Raw genomic sequence first — 15,533 nt, forward strand, 5'->3', positions numbered from 1 at the left:
CGGTGGGGTCGGGGTGACATTCGCTACGCTCGGAGCGGCGGGTCGGCACAGCGGTATCTCACATGTGAGATATGGTCCCGCGCATGACTGATGACTACCTCAGCCGGATCGGCAATCTCATCCGGGACGCCCGCAAGCACCGCGGCTGGACGCAGGCCCAGCTCGCCGAAGTGCTCGGCACCAGCCAAAGTGCGGTGAACCGGATCGAAAAGGGTCATCAGAACCTCACTCTCGAGATGCTCGCCCGGATCGGCGAAGCGCTCGATTCCGAAATTGTCTCTCTCGGCGGCGGCCCGGTCCACCTGCGGGTGGCGGGCGGACGGCAGCTTTCCGGCGCGATCGACGTGAAGTCCAGCAAGAACGCCGGCGTCGCGCTGCTGTGCGCCAGCCTGCTGAACAAGGGCCGGACCACGCTGCGCAAGGTGGCCCGGATCGAGGAGGTCAACCGGCTGCTCGAGGTACTCAACTCGATCGGCGTGAAGACCACCTGGCTGAACGACGCCGGCGACCTGGAGATCGTCCCGCCGGAGCACCTGAACCTGGCCGGGATGGACGCCGAGGCGGCCCGCCGGACCCGCAGCATCATCATGTTCCTCGGTCCGCTGCTGCACCGCGAGGACACCTTCCAGCTCCCGTACGCCGGCGGCTGCGACCTGGGTACCCGGACGGTCGAGCCGCACATGTCGGCGCTGCGCCCGTTCGGCCTGGACATCAAGGCGACCGGCGGTGAGTACCACGCGATGGTGAACCGCGCGGTCACCCCGGGCAAGCCGATCGTGCTGACCGAGCGCGGCGACACCGTGACCGAGAACGCGATCATGGCCGCCGCCCGGTACGACGGTGTCACGGTGATCCGCAACGCCAGCTCGAACTACATGGTCCAGGACCTGTGCTTCTACCTCGACCTGCTCGGCGTGAAGATCGACGGCGTCGGCTCCACCACGCTGACCGTGCACGGCAAGGCGGACATCGACGTCGACGTGGACTACGCGCCGTCGGAGGACCCGATCGAGGCGATGAGCCTGCTCACCGCCGCGATCGTGACCGGCTCGGAGATCACCATCCGGCGCGCGCCGGTGGAGTTCCTGGAGATCGAGCTGGCGCTGCTGGAGGAGATGGGCCTGGACTACAGCCGCTCCGAGGAGTACCTGGCCGAGAACGGCCGGACCCGGCTGGTCGACCTGACCACCAAGCCGTCCCAGCTGCACGCGCCGATCGACAAGATCCACCCGATGCCGTTCCCGGGGCTGAACATCGACAACCTGCCGTTCTTCGCGGTGATCGCGGCCACCGCGACCGGGCAGACGCTGATCCACGACTGGGTCTACGAGAACCGCGCGATCTACCTGACCGACCTGAACAAGCTCGGCGGCCGGGTCAAGCTGCTCGACCCGCACCGGGTGATGGTCGAGGGCCCGACGCACTTCTCCGGCGCCGAGATCATGTGCCCGCCCGCGCTCCGGCCGGCCGTGGTCACGCTGATCGCGATGATGGCGGCCAAGGGCACCTCGGTGCTGCGCAGCGTGTACGTGATCAACCGCGGCTACGAGGACCTGGCCACCCGGCTCAACTCACTGGGCGCCCAGATCGAGACGTTCCGCGACATCTGAGGCCTGGTCGGTGGTGCCGGGTTCGCCCGGCGCTCGGGTGAGGAAGCGGACGGCTTCGGTGACGACCTGGTCGTCGGCCAGGATCCGGCTGTGGCCGAGGCCGCTCGTCCGCTGCACTCTCGCCTTCGGTCCGTACCGCGCCGTCAGCACGTCGGCCTGCGCGGGGACCACGACGTCGTCACCGTCGTCGTGGATCACCAGCAGGTCGGCGTCGCCGGCGCCGACCGAGAACCGTTCCCAGATCTCGCGGTCACCGTGGAACAACCGGGTCTCGACCGCGCGCCGCAGGGCCTGGTTGATCCTCGGCCCGACCCCGAGCGCGGCGCAGAACGCGTCCACCAGGTAGCCGAACTCGGCCAACCCGGAGATCGCGACGATCCGCCCGGCCACGACGCCCTCCCGCACGGCGTACAGCGCGAACGGCACCCCCATGGAATGCGCGACGACGCTCTCGAACGGACCGTGCCGGTCGGCCAGGGACCGGATGATCCGTTGGTGGTCGAGGATCGTCCCCACTCTGCCGGGCGAGTCGCCATGCCCGGGAGCGTCGTACGAGACCGGGCTGTACCCGAGCGCGACCAGGCGAGCCACGAACCCGTAGTACCGGGATGCACGCGAACGCCAGCCGTGGACCAGCAGAACGGGTCGGCGGCCATCGCCCCACGCGTACGTGACGACGCCGTCGATCACCTCGACCCGGGCGTCGGCGTGGATCGCGCGTTCGGCCTCGCGGAGTTGGCCGCGCATCATCGGGCGCCGCCACAACTCGAAGGTGAGCCGACCCGCGAGCGTGGGGGAGAGAACCGCGGTCGCCCGCAGAGCCGTGCTGATCAGGCGTCGCATCACGAGGCACTCCACAGGGGAGCGCGGCCGAGCTGTCTCGGGTCGGGCATGGGTTGGGCCTCCAGGGGAGTGGCACTGGCAAATTATACGAACGGTCGTATTATTAGTTTGCGCGAGCCGGTTCGTCAACGGCATTAGGATCGCCGCGGAGGTGGTGGGGAGATGGAGACCGCGAAGGTCGACGGGCGGGTGGTCCGCGGTGACCAGACACGCCGGGCCGTGCTGCGCCGGGCCGTCGAGATCGCGTCCGTCGGCGGGCTCGAGGGGCTGTCGATCGGCCGGCTCGCGAAGGAGCTGGAGATCAGCAAGAGCGGGTTGTTCGCGCACTTCGGCTCGAAGGAAGAGCTGCAGCTGGCGACGATTCGGGCCGCCCGCCGGATCTACGCCGAGGTCGTCGTCGAGCCCGCGTTCGCGGTTCCGCCGGGACTCGGCCGGGTCTGGGCGTTGAGCGAGAGCTGGCTCGACTACTCCCGGCGCCGGGTGTTCCCAGGCGGCTGCTTCTTCGCCCGGACCTCGCACGAGTTCGGCGCGCGGACCGGCCCGGTGCACGATTTCCTGGCCACCGTCGACAGCGAGTGGATCAAGCTGATCGAGCTGACCGTCGCCGGTGCGGTCGAGGCCGGCGACCTAGCGGCCGATCCGGCCCAGCTCGCCTTCGAGCTCAACGCGTACTACGAGTCGGCCAACCTGGCATCCCTGCTCCGGAACGACCACGACACCGTGTACGCCCAGGCCCGTCAGTCGGTCCGGACCCGGCTCGAGTCGGTGCTGACCGACTCGGCCTTGCTGCCTTGGTGATCCTCGGCTCCGCCGAGCTGGTGGGTTGGCAGGTCCCGGCGGCCGCGGATCGGTGAGAGGAGCAGCACCAGCCCGGCGAGGGGTACACCGGCCGTGGTGATCCACAGCGCCGGGCCGAGGCCGAGGAGTTCGCCGAGGGTGCCGCCGAGCAACGCGCCGAGCGGGATCGTGCCGTAGTTGACGAACGAGCTCGTCGCGGTCAGCCGGCCGAGCAGGTCCGGCGGACAGTACGACTGCTGGAACGTTGCCTTGATGACGTTGCCGCCGACAACTCCGACGCCGACCCCGAACGCCCCGACAAGGTAGAACACCGGGCTCGTCGTACTCAGCGGGATCAGCAGCGCGAGGGACGGGAGGCCCAGCTCGCACAGCAACATCGCGCGCGCCGTACCGAAGCGGGCCGCGAGCCGCCGTCCCGCGAACGCGCCGACGACCCCGCCTCCCGCGGCCGCCGCGACCAGGCCGCCGACCGCGCCCGGAGTGAGGCCGACCTCGCGGACCAGGAAGACCACCACGATCGACTGGTATCCCATCAACGCGAGGTTGGAGACCGCGCCGAAGACGGTCAGGGTCCGGAGCCAGACGTCCTTGGCGACCAGGTCCAGGCCGGCCCGGATCCCGGACCGCTGCTCGCCCGTCGGCGGTCGCTCCCGGAACCGGATCGCCGCGAGGCAGGCCAGCGCGAGCAAGAAGGTCAGCGCGTCCACGAGCAACGCGTTGACGGGCCCTGCGAACTGCACGACCAAGCCGCCGCACCCCAGTCCCGCGATCTGCGCGGCCGCCGCGCTGCCGTGGAGTTTCGCATTGCCCTCCGCGTGATCCGCCGACTCGAGCAGTGTCGGGAGGTACGCGGTGTACGCCGTCTGGAAGAAGACGGCCGCCATGCCCGTCAGTACCGCGAGCACCAGCAGCAGGTGGATCGTCAGCGCGTCGAACGCGACCACGACCGGAACGGACGCCAGCAGCAGGAACGACGCGGCCGAGGCGGTGAGCATCATCGGCCGATGGGGGAGCCGGTCCACCCAGGCGCCGGCCGGCAGCCCGATCAGCAACCACGGGAACCAGGCGGCCGCGGTCAGCAGGCCGACCTCGAAGCTGGTGGCCTCCAGCGCCGAGATGGCGAGCAGCGGCAACGCGACCGTGGTGACCGCGCTGCCGAACCGGCTGACCGTCTCGCCGATCCAGAGCAGCCGGAAGTCGCGGTGCCGGCGGAGCAGGCTCATGACTCGCGCGGGAACGACTGGAGTTGGACGATGACCCGCTCGGCGTCGTCCCCGGCCGGCCCGACCTCGGCGTACCGCGCGATGACGCTGCCGAGTTCGTCGTTGAGGGCGGTGAGCTGGTCCGGGGTCAGGCGGAGGTCGCGCCAGTCGGACAACGCGGCCGCCTCCTGCCATTCGCCCGGCCAGTCCGCTTCGACGTACGCCTGCACGCGATCGAAGTACCGCTGGACCAGGTCCTGCAGGTACACGCGCAGCGCCCCGCTGGTCTCCGGGTCCTCGCGGAACTCGGCCGGGTTCAGCACGGTCGGCTCGGCCGGGACCCGCCACCAGCGCTCCCGCTTCGTCCCGCGGTCCGGGTCCTCCTCGATGTAGCCGTGCTCGGCGAGGAGTCGCAGGTGCCAGCTGATCGTGCCCGTGTTCTCGCCGAGCCGTGTCGCCAGGGTGGTCGAGGTGGCGGGGCCGTCGAGCTCCATGGCCTCGAGGATGCGCATCCGCAACGGGTGGGCCAGGCCGCGCAGACTCCGGGCATCGATCCTTCGCATGATGCAGAGAATCCTCTGCAAGATCTGTGGCACTGGATTTTCTGTCGGAGCCGGCCGTTACGGTCCTGGGCATGCGGCCTCATGTGGTGGCTCATCTGGCGGTCTCGGTCGACGGCGCGACGACCGGGTTCGCGGTCGACCTTGCGCGCTTCTACGCGCTGGCGACGTTGTGGCAGGAGGACGTGACGCTGGTCGGGTCGGACACGATCCTGGCCCAGGAGCCCGCGCTGATCTCGGCGCCGCAGCCTGGTCCGCGCCAGGAGGGTCCGTTGCTCGCGGTCGTGGACGGCCGGGCGCGTGTTCGCGAGTGGGATCGACTGCGCCGCCTCGGTCATTGGTCGGATGTGCTCGCGTTGTACGCCGATCAGAGCCCGGCGCGGCCGCCCGACAGTGCGACGGCGGAGCTGGTCACGGGGTACGAGCATGTGGATCTGGCCGAGGTGCTGGAGAAGCTCGCTGCTCGACGCGACGCCCAGGTGGTCCGGGTCGACAGTGGAGGCACGTTGGTCGGGGTCCTGCTGGAGCTGGGCCTGGTCGACGAGGTGAGTCTGCTGGTCCATCCGGTCGTGGTGGGGGCGGGGCGGCGGTGGTTCGGGGCGTTCGGTGGGCGGCTGGGGTTACGGCATGCGAACACCGAGGTCTTCGAGGGCGGCGTCGTCTGGATGCGGTACTGCACGGCCTGATTCCGCTGCTGTACGGCCTGAATCCTGGGTGCTGGGAACAAAAGGTTTGAGCGCGTCGTTGTACTGGGTACACTGTACGAAGTTTGCTGGTTCCGACGTGAGGAGCAAGGGTTGACCGAGACGACGCAGCAGATGCCGGCGACGGCGGGGTTCGTTCCCAGCGAGGCCGACGTGGCGAGCGTGCTGGCGTGGTTCGAGCGGTACGACGGGCTGGCGGCGGCGCGGGACTACGAGGGAATGGCGGACGAGGCGCTGTTCCCCCTGAACGAGGTGACCGACGACGGTCAGGGCAACGGCAAGGCGGAACAGCTGGACCGGGCCGCCTTCGTGGCGCAGATGCAGCAGGTGATGGGCGGCGACGCCGAGGTCGAGCTGAAGACGACGAGGACGCCGCACTTCCTGTCCGCGGACCTGGTCTTCGTCATCAGCGACGGCACGATGACGTACGCTGGCCAGACCCAGCCCATCCGCTACGCCGACCTCCTGGTGAAGTCCCAGGGCACCTGGAAGTTCCAAACCATGATCCAAGGCGGCTGGACCTGATCCCCCGGGGCGGAGCGGCCGGACCGCTCCGCCCCCAAACCGCCTTATCCCACCACTCACCACGCCTTCCCTCACCTCCACCCACCGACCCACCCACCACGCCTTCCCTCACCTTCACAACCACCGCCCCCGCCTTCCGAGGCTTCGCCTTTCCCCACCACCACGCCTTCCCTCGCCTTCACCGCCAGTCGGCCTCGCCTTTCATGGCTTTGGCGGATCGCCTTCTGGAGTTGGGGAAAGTGTCGGTGGGCCCGGCTATCTTGAGGGGTGATGAGGAAGCAGCATGAGGGGTACGACGAGCACGACGCCGAGCGCTGGGTCGCCGAGCCGGTCAAGCGGCCGGGGCGGACGGCCTTCGCTCGCGACCGCGCGCGCGTCCTGCACAGCGCCGCGCTGCGCCGGCTGGCCGCGAAGACGCAGGTCGTCACGGCCGGCAGCGACGACTTTGTGCGGAACCGGCTGACCCACAGCCTCGAGGTCGCGCAGATCGGCCGCGAGCTGGCGAGCACGCTCGGCTGCGACCCCGACATCGTCGACGCCGCCTGTCTCGCCCACGACCTCGGCCACCCACCGTTCGGGCACAACGGCGAGCGCGCCCTCGACCAGCTCGCCGCGGAGATCGGCGGGTTCGAGGGCAACGCGCAGACGCTGCGGCTGCTGACCCGGCTGGAGTCCAAGACCTTCGGTCCATCCGGGCGCAGCGTTGGGCTCAACCTCAGCCGCGCGACCCTCGACGCGGCCACCAAGTACCCATGGCCCCGCCGTGACGGCGAGCGCAAGTTCGGGGTGTACGACGACGACCTCGAGGTGTTCGGCTGGCTCCGGCACGGGCTCACCGACCAGCGCTGCCTCGAGGCGCAGGTGATGGACTTCGCCGACGACGTGGCGTACTCGGTGCACGACGTCGAGGACGGCATCGTTGCCCACAGCATCGACCTCGCGCACGTCGACGCAGAGCGCGCGCAGTACTGGCAGACCGTCCGGGAGGCCTACCTGCCGGAGGCGACCGACGCCGAGCTGGACGAGGGCTGGCAGCGGCTGACCTCCTTGCCGTACTGGCCGAGCGGGCCGTTCGACGACAGCCGGCGCGCGCTCGGCGGTCTCAAGGACCTGACCAGTCAGCTGATCGGCCGGTTCTGCACGGCCGCGGAGCAGGCGACGCACGCCAGGTTCGGCCGCAGCCGCCTGATCCGGTACGAAGCGGATCTGGTCGTGCCCGACGGAGTGCGCACCGAGATCGCGCTGCTCAAGGGCGTCGGCATGTTCCACGTGCTGAACTCGCCCGAGCGGCAGAAGCGTCGCGCGATCCAGCGTGAGCTGCTCACCGAGCTGGTCGAGCGGCTGGCGAAGACCGCGCCGCGCGAGCTCGACGTCCCGTTCGCGGCCGACTACGCCGAGGCCACCGACGACGGCGCCCGGCTCCGCGTGGTCATCGACCAGGTCGCGTCCTTGACCGATCCGTCGGCTGTCGCGTGGCACGCTCAGCTGTCGACCTGATCGTCCGGCCCAGGAGGACTAAGGTCGTCGGTATGAGCGAGACACAGCGGATCGTCATCGTCGGAGCGAGCCTGGCCGGTGCGTCGGCCGCGGAGACCCTGCGATCGGAGGGCTATGCCGGTGCCGTGGTCCTGATCGGCAGCGAGAGCGAGTTGCCGTACGAGCGGCCGCCGCTGTCGAAGGACGTGCTGCTCGGCAAGGAGCAGCCCGAGGTCGCCCAGCTCCACGACCAGCAGTGGTACGACGACAACACGATCGAGCTGCGTCTCGGCCGGACCGTCACCGCGATCGACCCGGCCGCGCACACCGTGACGCTCGACGACGACTCGACCGTCGGGTACGACCGGCTCCTGATCGCCACCGGCTCCCGGGTCCGCCGCCTCGACGTACCGGGTGCCGACCTGCCCGGCGTCCACTACCTCCGTACTTCCGCCGAGTCCAAGGCCCTCACCGACGCGTACGCCGCGAAGCCGCGGGTCGTCGTCATCGGCGCCGGCTGGATCGGGCTCGAGTCGGCGGCCGCCGCGCGCGAACGAGGCTGCGAGGTGACCGTCCTCGAGCCGCAGAAGACGGCGCTCGCGTCGGTGATGGGCGAGCAGATCGGTGAGCTCTACGCCGAGCTGCACCGTCAGCACGGGGTCGACCTCCGTTTCGGCGAGGGCGTCGAGGCGTTCGAGGGGACCGACAAGGTCACCGGCGTCCGGACGTCCACGGGTGAGGTGATCCCCGCCGACCTGGTCGTCGTCGGCGTCGGCGTCCAGCCGAACACCGAGCTGGCCGAGTCCGCCGGGATCCGCGTCGCCGCCCGCGAGGACGGCAGCGGCATCGTCACCGGGCCCGACCTGCGGACGTCGGCGGACGACGTGTACGCCGCCGGCGACGTGGTCCGTTGGGAGCACCCGCTGTTCGGCCGGTCCGTCCGGGTCGAGCACTGGGCCAACGCGAAGGACAGCGGGGCCACGGCCGCGAAGGCGATGCTCGGCCAGGACGCCACGCACGACGCGATCCCGTACTTCTTCACCGATCAGTACGACCTCGGCATGGAGTACGCGGGTGACGTCCCGCGCGGCGCGTCGGTCCACGTGGTGCTTCGCGGCGACCCCTCCTCGGGGGCGTACCTGGCCTTCTGGCTGGACGACGACAACCACGTCCTGGCCGGGATGCACGTGAACACCTGGGACACCATCGACGCGATCCAGGACCTGATCCGGTCGCGGCGTTCGGTGGATCCGGGGCGGCTGGCGGACTCCTCGGTCGAGTTGTCCGAGGTCTGACCCGTAGACTCGCCGCGTGGCAGGCAGGATCAAGGAAGAGGACATCGCGCTCGTTCGCGAGCGAGCCCGGATCGACGACGTCGTCGGCTCGTACGTGACCTTGAAGAACGCCGGGGGCGGATCGCTGAAGGGGCTCTGCCCGTTCCACGACGAGAAGTCGCCGTCGTTCAACGTCACCCCGGCCCGGGGCTTCTTCTACTGCTTCGGCTGCCAAGAGGGCGGCGACGTCATCGACTTCATCCAGAAGATCGACCAGATCAGCTTCCACGAGGCGGTCGAGACGCTGGCCGCCCGGGTCGGCATCCAGCTCCGGTACGACGAGTCCGGCGCGCCGATCCCGAAGTCCCAGTCCAACCAGCGGCCGCGGCTGGTCGAGGCGCACCGCGTCGCCGCGCAGTACTACGCGGAGCAGTTGTTCGAGTCGGCCGAGGCGAACATGGGCCGCCAGTTCCTCGACCAGCGCGGGTTCGACCGGGACGCGGCGCTCGGGTTCGGGGTCGGGTTCGCGCCGCGCGGCGGTGAGGTGCTGACGTCGCATCTGCGCGGGCGCGGGTTCACCACCGCGGAGCTGGTCGCATCCGGGCTCGCCGCCGAAGGGCAGCGCGGGCTGTACGACCGGTTCCGGGGGCGGCTGATGTGGCCGATCCGGGACGCGAGCGGTGACGTGATCGGGTTCGGCGCGCGGCGGTTGTTCGACGACGACCGGATCGAGGCCAAGTACCTGAACACGCCTGAGACGCCGATCTACAAGAAGTCGAAGGTGCTGTACGGCGTCGACCTGGCCCGCCGCGAGATCGCCAAGGGCCGGCAGGCCGTGGTGGTCGAGGGGTACACGGACGTGATGGCGTGTCATCTGGCCGGCGTGCAGACCGCGGTCGCGACATGCGGTACGGCGTTCGGCGACGACCACGCGCGGGTGCTTCGGCAGCTGTTGCTCGACCACGACCAGTTCCGTGGCGAGGTGATCTTCACCTTCGACGGGGACGAGGCGGGTCAGCGGGCGGCGTTGAAGGCGTTCCAGGGTGACCAGGCCTTCGCCTCGCAGACGTACGTCGCCGTCGAACCGGACGGGCTCGACCCCTGCGACCTGCGGCTGCAGAAGGGCGACGCCGCTGTTCGCGAGCTGATCGGCCGACGGGTCCCGCTGTACCGGTTCGTGCTGGGCAACGTGTTGTCGCGGTACGACCTGGACCGGGCCGACACGCGGATCGACGCGCTGCGCGATGCGGCCCGCCTGGTGATCAGCATCCGTGACCGGTCGAAGGTGGACGCCTTCACCCGGGAGCTCGCGGGTCAGCTCGGCCTGGAGGTGGACCAGGTCCGCACGGAGGTGCATCGGGCCGCCGCTCGGCAGGGCTCCGCCGGTGGTTCGGGGAATCACAGTGGACCGGGTGGCGGGCCGGCTGGTCGTGGGCCGACGGGCAACGGTCCGGGTAATGGTTCGGGTCATGGTGCCGGCGCGGCCGACGCGCCGCAGCAGCCTGCGCCACGGGCCGATCTGCCGTCGCCGCGGGACCAGCGGTTCGTGATCGAGTGGGACGTGCTGAAGATCGCGATGCAGCACCCGGCGCTGCTGGGTCCGGCGTTCGACGAGCTCGACGACCAGGACTTCACTCATCCTTGGCTGGCAGCGGTCCGGACCGCGGTGTCGAAGGTGGGCGGTCCGGCCAGCGCCGCGCCCGGCGAGGCGTGGGTGGTCGCAGTCCGCGACGCCATGGGCAACGACCCTGCGGTCGCCGTGGTCAGCGCGCTCGCCGTCGACTCGTTCCGGCTGGGACGCGACCCCGACGAGCAGTACGCGCGGGCTCTGGTCGCGAGGCTTCAGGAGCTCACCTGCCTGCGCCGCATCGCCGACCTGAAGTCGAAGCTCCAACGGACCAACCCGATCGACAAGGCGGACGACTACAACCGCATGTTCGGCGAGCTGATCGCCCTCGAGCGCTACCGCACCGAGCTGCGCGACCAGGCCATCTCGGGCGCAATCTAGATTCATCTTGGCCTCCTCTCGGCGGGGAGGATACAGAGATTCGGCAGTACCTCCGGTCGAGTTGTCCACAGACGTTCGGTTACTGCGAAGTCACTTGGCGTAGTTGTCCACCGATCTGAAATCGGGCCGTCCGGGCGGTTGATTTCGCGGCACCATCCCTTCACAGAAGAGAGGGGATGTCGCCATGGCCGACCTGGACTGCGAACCCGCAGACATGACCGCATTCGTCGCGTACCTGCGCGACATCGGACGCCACGAGCTGCTGACGCTGGAAGAGGTCAGCGAGCTGTCGTCCTGGATCGAGGCCGGTCTGCTCGCCACCGAGCGGCTGCCGGTCGCGGCGCCCGCCGAGGCCGCCGACCTGCGGGCCGTCGTCGCGGCGGGGGAGTCCGCCCGCCGCCGGATGATCGAGGGCAATCTGCGCCTGGTCGTGTCCCTCGCCAAGCGGTACACGGGCAAGGGGATCTCGCTGCTCGACCTGATCCAGGAGGGCAATCTCGGCCTGATGCGGGCGGTCGAGCGGTTCGACCACAAGCTCGGCCACCGCTTCTCGACCTACGCGATCTGGTGGATCCGGCAGTCCATCGGCCGCGCCATCTCGGACCGGTCCCGCCTGGTCCGGATGCCCGCGCAGGCGTATGCGGATGCCGGTCGCGTCGCCACGGTGCATCGTGAGCTGCTCCAGCGACTCGGCCGCGAGCCGACGACCGCCGAGCTCGCGACCGGTTCCTCGCTCACCGTTGCCCGTGTCCATCGGGCGCAGGCGTGGAAGCTCAGACCGCAGTCGCTCGACCTGACCGAGGCCGATCAGCCTGTCGACGACGACACGCTTACCTACCGGGCCGCGTTGCGCCGCGACCTCCACCACCAATTGGAGTTCCTCGATGACCTGCACCAGCTCGTTCTCCGGTACCGCTTCGGCCTGCACGACACGTCGCCCTCGACCGTCGAGGAGACGGCCGCGAAGCTCCGTCTGCCGCCCGAGCGGGTGCGCCGGCTGGAGCGGGAGGCGCTGCGGTCACTGCGGAAGCGGTGCCTGCGCACGCTCCGCGAGTACGTCCCCTGACCGAAACCAGGGGCCGGTCAGGGCTTCGACGGAGTGTCCATTTCCGTCGGCAGGGGATGATGGAGGCAGTCCGAACGAAGGGAACTCCGATGGGCTGGTTCATCCTGCTCGTACTCGTGGTCGGCGCCGTCGCGGCGTACAAGTACCGCGTGCCGCTGATCGCCAAGCTGACCGGTCAACCACAGCACCGTATCCAGCGCGCGCTGGAGCGTCGCAAGAACAACGGCTGACCCGGCGAGTCAAGTGCGTGCCCGGCGCTCCGGACCGGGCCCGCACCTCTTCCTCACCCCCTGGCCGGAGGACCGATCCGGGTGCCGATATTCGATGGCTCGGTGCTGGGCTTCCTGCCAGGGTGAGGCTCATGCGTCAGGACGAGATCTGGGACGAGACAGCCGCCCGTGCGTACGACACCCCGGGGACGGGGATGTTCGCGCCGGAGGTGATCACGCCGACGGTCGACCGCCTGGCCGCCCTCGCCGGTGACGGGCGTGCCCTGGAGTTCGCGATCGGCACCGGCCGCGTCGCGGTCCCGCTGGCCGAGCGCGGCGTCCCGGTCACCGGTCTCGAGCTGTCCCGGCCGATGATCGCCGAGCTCCGCAAGAAGGTCGACGAGGACACCGTCCCCGTGATCGTCGGGGACATGGCGACGACCGAGGTGCCCGGCGAGTTCACCCTGGTGTACCTCGTCTTCAACACGATCGCGAACCTGCTCACCCAGGCCGACCAGGTCGCCTGCTTCCGCAACGCGGCCCGCCACCTGGTCCCAGGCGGCCGCTTCGTGATCGAGCTCTGGGTCCCCGAGCTCCGCCAACTCCCACCCGGCCGCAAAGCCACGGTCTGCCACAGCGACCCGGGCTATATCGGCCTCGACACCTACGACGTGCTCAACCAGCACGTCGTCTCCCACCACTTCCACTTCGGCGAAGGAAGAACAGCCGAGCTCTTCCGGACCCCACACCGCTACATCTGGCCCGCCGAGCTGGACCTGATGGCCCAACTGGCCGGCCTCACCCTCGAATCCCGCCACGCAGACTGGCAAGGCAACCCGTTCACCGCCGATTCCCCCTCCCACGTCTCGACGTACCGCCTCCCTCCGGTTGATCCGACTTCGTCACCGTCGACATTTGCGACCATGACCGGGTGAACCGCTGGCGGCTGAACCTCGGCGCACCGACCCTGGCACTCGCCATCGCCGGCGCCGTCGTCCTGGCGGACACCCTCGCACAACGCGACGTGGCGCGGGACTTTCTCTCGACGGGCCGGCCAGCGACGGCATACGAGGTGGAGCTGAAGTTCTCGGACGGCAAAGGCGGGCTGTACATCGATCGGGTCGACGTTGTCCTGCGATCCGCGGCCGGCGAACTGGTGCATGCCGACCTGAAGGAGTTCCTGGGCGACGCCGAGGGCGCCAAGGACGGTCGCCAGCCGCCGAAGCCCGGTACTCGGTATGCGCCTCCGCTCCCGATCCTCTACCAGCAGGACGAGCCCACTGAGGTGATCGCGGTTGTCGACGCGAACGACTTAGCCAAGCCCGGCGGCGTCCTCATCGTGGCCGGGGTGATGCTCTCGGTCGGACTGCTCAGCTTCACCGTCGTCGTGTGGTATGCGCTTCGGCCAACGCGGGGCCGACGGAGGCATTGAAGGACCAGGGAGTGGCCCGGGAGTGGTTGTCCGGCTGCTGGTATTTGGGCGGGTCGCGCGGGGGGTGGTCGGTAGAACTTGGGAGGTGGACTCTGGGCGACGGTGTCACGTGACTGCTCTTGCGGTGAGGGTGTTCGTGGAGAGGGTTGGTGAGCGTGGGGTCGTTGGACGGTTGGGGGTTGCTGGGGGACGGGATCTATGCGAATCCTGTTCTGCCGGGTGACTACTCGGATCCGGATGTGATCCGGGTCGGTGACGACTACTGGATGATCACCTCGACCTTCCAGTACTCGCCTGGAATGGCGGTACTCCATTCGCGTGATCTGATCTCCTGGCGCCACGTCGGGGCGGTGCTGCCGGATGTTTCGGAGCTCGGTCCGGCTTACCGGTGGAATCGGATGGAGCGGTACAACCTGGGGATCTATGCGGGTAGCTTGCGCTTCCACGCCGGGCGGTACTGGGTGCACTTCACGACGCTCGACGAGGGCATCTTCGTGACCACGGCCGAGCATCCCGCCGGCCCGTGGACACCGCTGCACTGTTTGAGCGACGAGGCCGGGTGGGACGACCCCTGTCCGTTGTGGGACAACGACGGCCGGGCTTGGTTGGTCGCGAGTTCACCGGGGCACGGCCGGTGGATCACGCAGCTGATCCCGATGAGCCCCGATGGGAGGTCGATCGACCTCGCGGCTCGGACCGTCATCGACGACTTCCACACCAGCGAAGGCAACAAGATCCACCGGATCGACGGTCGGTACTACGTGCTGCACAACGAAGTCCGGGGCGACGGCAACCGGGTGCTGGTGATCATGCGAGCGGAGGCGCTGACCGGTCCTTGGGAGAAGCGCCTCCTCCTCCAAGGCGAAGGCCCGGACCGCGAGCGCGAACCGAACCAAGGTGCCCTCGTCGATCATCCGGACGGATCCTGGTCGCTGGTCACTCATCACGGCCGAGGTGGTTACGCCGAAGGCCGCCCCATCAGCGTTCTTCCCGTCGAGTGGAAGGACGGCTGGCCTGTCGTCAATCCGGCCGACCCCGGGCGCATGCTCTGGCGGGCCGAGCTTCCGGTGCTCGCCGATCGAGCTGCCGACCACGAACCTGGCGGCCGCGGCCCCGTGGAAGGTTCGCTCGAGTTGGCGCCGGAGCTGGAGTCGGCGCCGGAGTTGGCGTTGGACGAGGATTTCGATGGCGAGGTGCTCGGCCCGGAGTGGGAGTGGAACCACGCTCCTCGGCCCGGATCCTGGGAGATCGCGGACGGGCTCGTGCTGCGTGCTTCCAGGCCGTTGCGGCCAGGCGAGCTGCGAGCGATTCCGTCGACGCTCACGCGGCGCATGCTCGGTACAAACGGCTCGACCGCGACCGTTCGCGTCGGCACCGACAGGCTGGGCGATGGGCAGTCGGCGGGGCTGGGGATGTTGTGCCGGGACAGCTCGTCGATCACGGTTTGCCGAGACGGCGATGTGCTCGGCCTGGCGACGTCCGGTGAGCACGACGCCACCGGACCGACGATCGATGTGGGCCCGGTCTGGCTGCGGCTCGTGATCGATGCCCGCGGCTACGTCACGTACGCGTTCAGCCTCGACGGCGAGACGTATCAACCGGTTGGCAATACGGACAGCGTCTCGTGGTCGGACTACCGTGGCGCGCGCATCGCGCTCTTCAGTACCGGGCCGGCTGACGATGTCGGGGCGGCGCGGTTCGACGGATTCCGGTACCGGGTGGAGCCGCGGCATCGCTGACCGGGACGTCGCCTAGGGTGCGGGATTGTGGAGTACTTCGTTTATGGTCACGATCGTCCGGGGTCGTTCGGGCTCAAGGTGAGTCTG

Annotated in this window: 15 protein-coding genes; 12 read left to right on the forward strand and 3 right to left on the reverse strand. The window is 69.4% G+C overall.

The window, feature by feature from the left end:
* The first annotated feature begins 83 nt into the window (after positions 1-83).
* Positions 84-1,610 (forward strand): helix-turn-helix domain-containing protein, encoded by a 1,527-nt coding sequence (locus tag FB561_RS20565; protein ID WP_145809011.1) that lies wholly within the window; start codon positions 84-86, stop codon positions 1,608-1,610.
* Here the strand turns inward: FB561_RS20565 and FB561_RS20570 are convergent.
* Positions 1,572-2,453, reverse strand: a complete 882-nt coding sequence (locus FB561_RS20570; RefSeq protein WP_145809014.1) for an alpha/beta hydrolase — start codon at positions 2,451-2,453, stop codon at positions 1,572-1,574. The two genes, FB561_RS20565 and FB561_RS20570, sit on opposite strands and share 39 nt — an antisense overlap.
* Before the next feature lie 162 nt (positions 2,454-2,615).
* Here FB561_RS20570 and FB561_RS20575 point away from each other — a divergent pair, with 162 nt between their 5' ends.
* Positions 2,616-3,251 carry a TetR/AcrR family transcriptional regulator gene (locus tag FB561_RS20575; protein ID WP_145809017.1) on the forward strand — a complete coding sequence of 212 codons (636 nt, stop codon included), beginning with the start codon at positions 2,616-2,618 and terminating at the stop codon, positions 3,249-3,251.
* Here the strand turns inward: FB561_RS20575 and FB561_RS20580 are convergent.
* Positions 3,191-4,474, reverse strand: coding sequence for an MFS transporter (locus tag FB561_RS20580; protein ID WP_145809021.1), 1,284 nt, complete (start codon positions 4,472-4,474; stop codon positions 3,191-3,193). The two genes, FB561_RS20575 and FB561_RS20580, sit on opposite strands and share 61 nt — an antisense overlap.
* A complete protein-coding gene (locus FB561_RS20585) occupies positions 4,471-5,016 on the reverse strand; it encodes a winged helix-turn-helix domain-containing protein (RefSeq protein ID WP_145809024.1) in 546 nt (181 codons plus the stop codon). Before FB561_RS20585 ends, FB561_RS20580 begins: the two co-directional genes overlap by 4 nt.
* 71 nt (positions 5,017-5,087) lie before the next feature.
* Between FB561_RS20585 and FB561_RS20590 the strand changes: the two genes are divergently transcribed.
* From FB561_RS20590 to FB561_RS20630, 10 genes are all read left to right on the forward strand, one after another.
* The gene (locus tag FB561_RS20590; protein WP_145809028.1) at positions 5,088-5,699 is read left to right on the forward strand and encodes a dihydrofolate reductase family protein; all 612 of its coding nucleotides are present in this window, start codon (positions 5,088-5,090) and stop codon (positions 5,697-5,699) included.
* A 111-nt stretch (positions 5,700-5,810) separates the two neighbouring features.
* Positions 5,811-6,242 (forward strand): nuclear transport factor 2 family protein, encoded by a 432-nt coding sequence (locus tag FB561_RS20595; protein ID WP_145809031.1) that lies wholly within the window; start codon positions 5,811-5,813, stop codon positions 6,240-6,242.
* A 270-nt stretch (positions 6,243-6,512) separates the two neighbouring features.
* Entirely contained in the window at positions 6,513-7,739 is a 1,227-nt protein-coding gene (locus FB561_RS20600) for a deoxyguanosinetriphosphate triphosphohydrolase (protein ID WP_145809034.1), read from the forward strand.
* Between the two features lie 32 nt (positions 7,740-7,771).
* On the forward strand, positions 7,772-9,013 hold the full coding sequence (locus FB561_RS20605) for an NAD(P)/FAD-dependent oxidoreductase (protein ID WP_145809037.1): 1,242 nt from the start codon (positions 7,772-7,774) through the stop codon (positions 9,011-9,013).
* A 16-nt stretch (positions 9,014-9,029) separates the two neighbouring features.
* On the forward strand, positions 9,030-11,000 hold the full coding sequence (gene dnaG / locus FB561_RS20610; RefSeq protein ID WP_145809040.1) for a DNA primase: 1,971 nt from the start codon (positions 9,030-9,032) through the stop codon (positions 10,998-11,000).
* 184 nt (positions 11,001-11,184) lie between these two features.
* Positions 11,185-12,066: a sigma-70 family RNA polymerase sigma factor gene (locus FB561_RS20615; RefSeq protein ID WP_145809043.1), complete on the forward strand. Its 882-nt coding sequence runs from the start codon at positions 11,185-11,187 to the stop codon at positions 12,064-12,066.
* An 89-nt stretch (positions 12,067-12,155) separates the two neighbouring features.
* Positions 12,156-12,296, forward strand: coding sequence for a hypothetical protein (locus tag FB561_RS37955; RefSeq protein WP_170284727.1), 141 nt, complete (start codon positions 12,156-12,158; stop codon positions 12,294-12,296).
* Between the two features lie 131 nt (positions 12,297-12,427).
* Positions 12,428-13,210, forward strand: coding sequence for a class I SAM-dependent DNA methyltransferase (locus tag FB561_RS20620; RefSeq protein WP_145809046.1), 783 nt, complete (start codon positions 12,428-12,430; stop codon positions 13,208-13,210).
* Positions 13,207-13,707, forward strand: a complete 501-nt coding sequence (locus FB561_RS20625; protein WP_145809049.1) for a hypothetical protein — start codon at positions 13,207-13,209, stop codon at positions 13,705-13,707. Before FB561_RS20620 ends, FB561_RS20625 begins: the two co-directional genes overlap by 4 nt.
* A gap of 155 nt (positions 13,708-13,862) precedes the next feature.
* The gene (locus FB561_RS20630) at positions 13,863-15,446 is read left to right on the forward strand and encodes a glycoside hydrolase family 43 protein (protein ID WP_170284728.1); all 1,584 of its coding nucleotides are present in this window, start codon (positions 13,863-13,865) and stop codon (positions 15,444-15,446) included.
* Positions 15,447-15,533: the final 87 nt, after the last annotated feature.

The sequence above is a fragment of the Kribbella amoyensis genome (assembly GCF_007828865.1).
Lineage (GTDB): Bacteria > Actinomycetota > Actinomycetes > Propionibacteriales > Kribbellaceae > Kribbella > Kribbella amoyensis.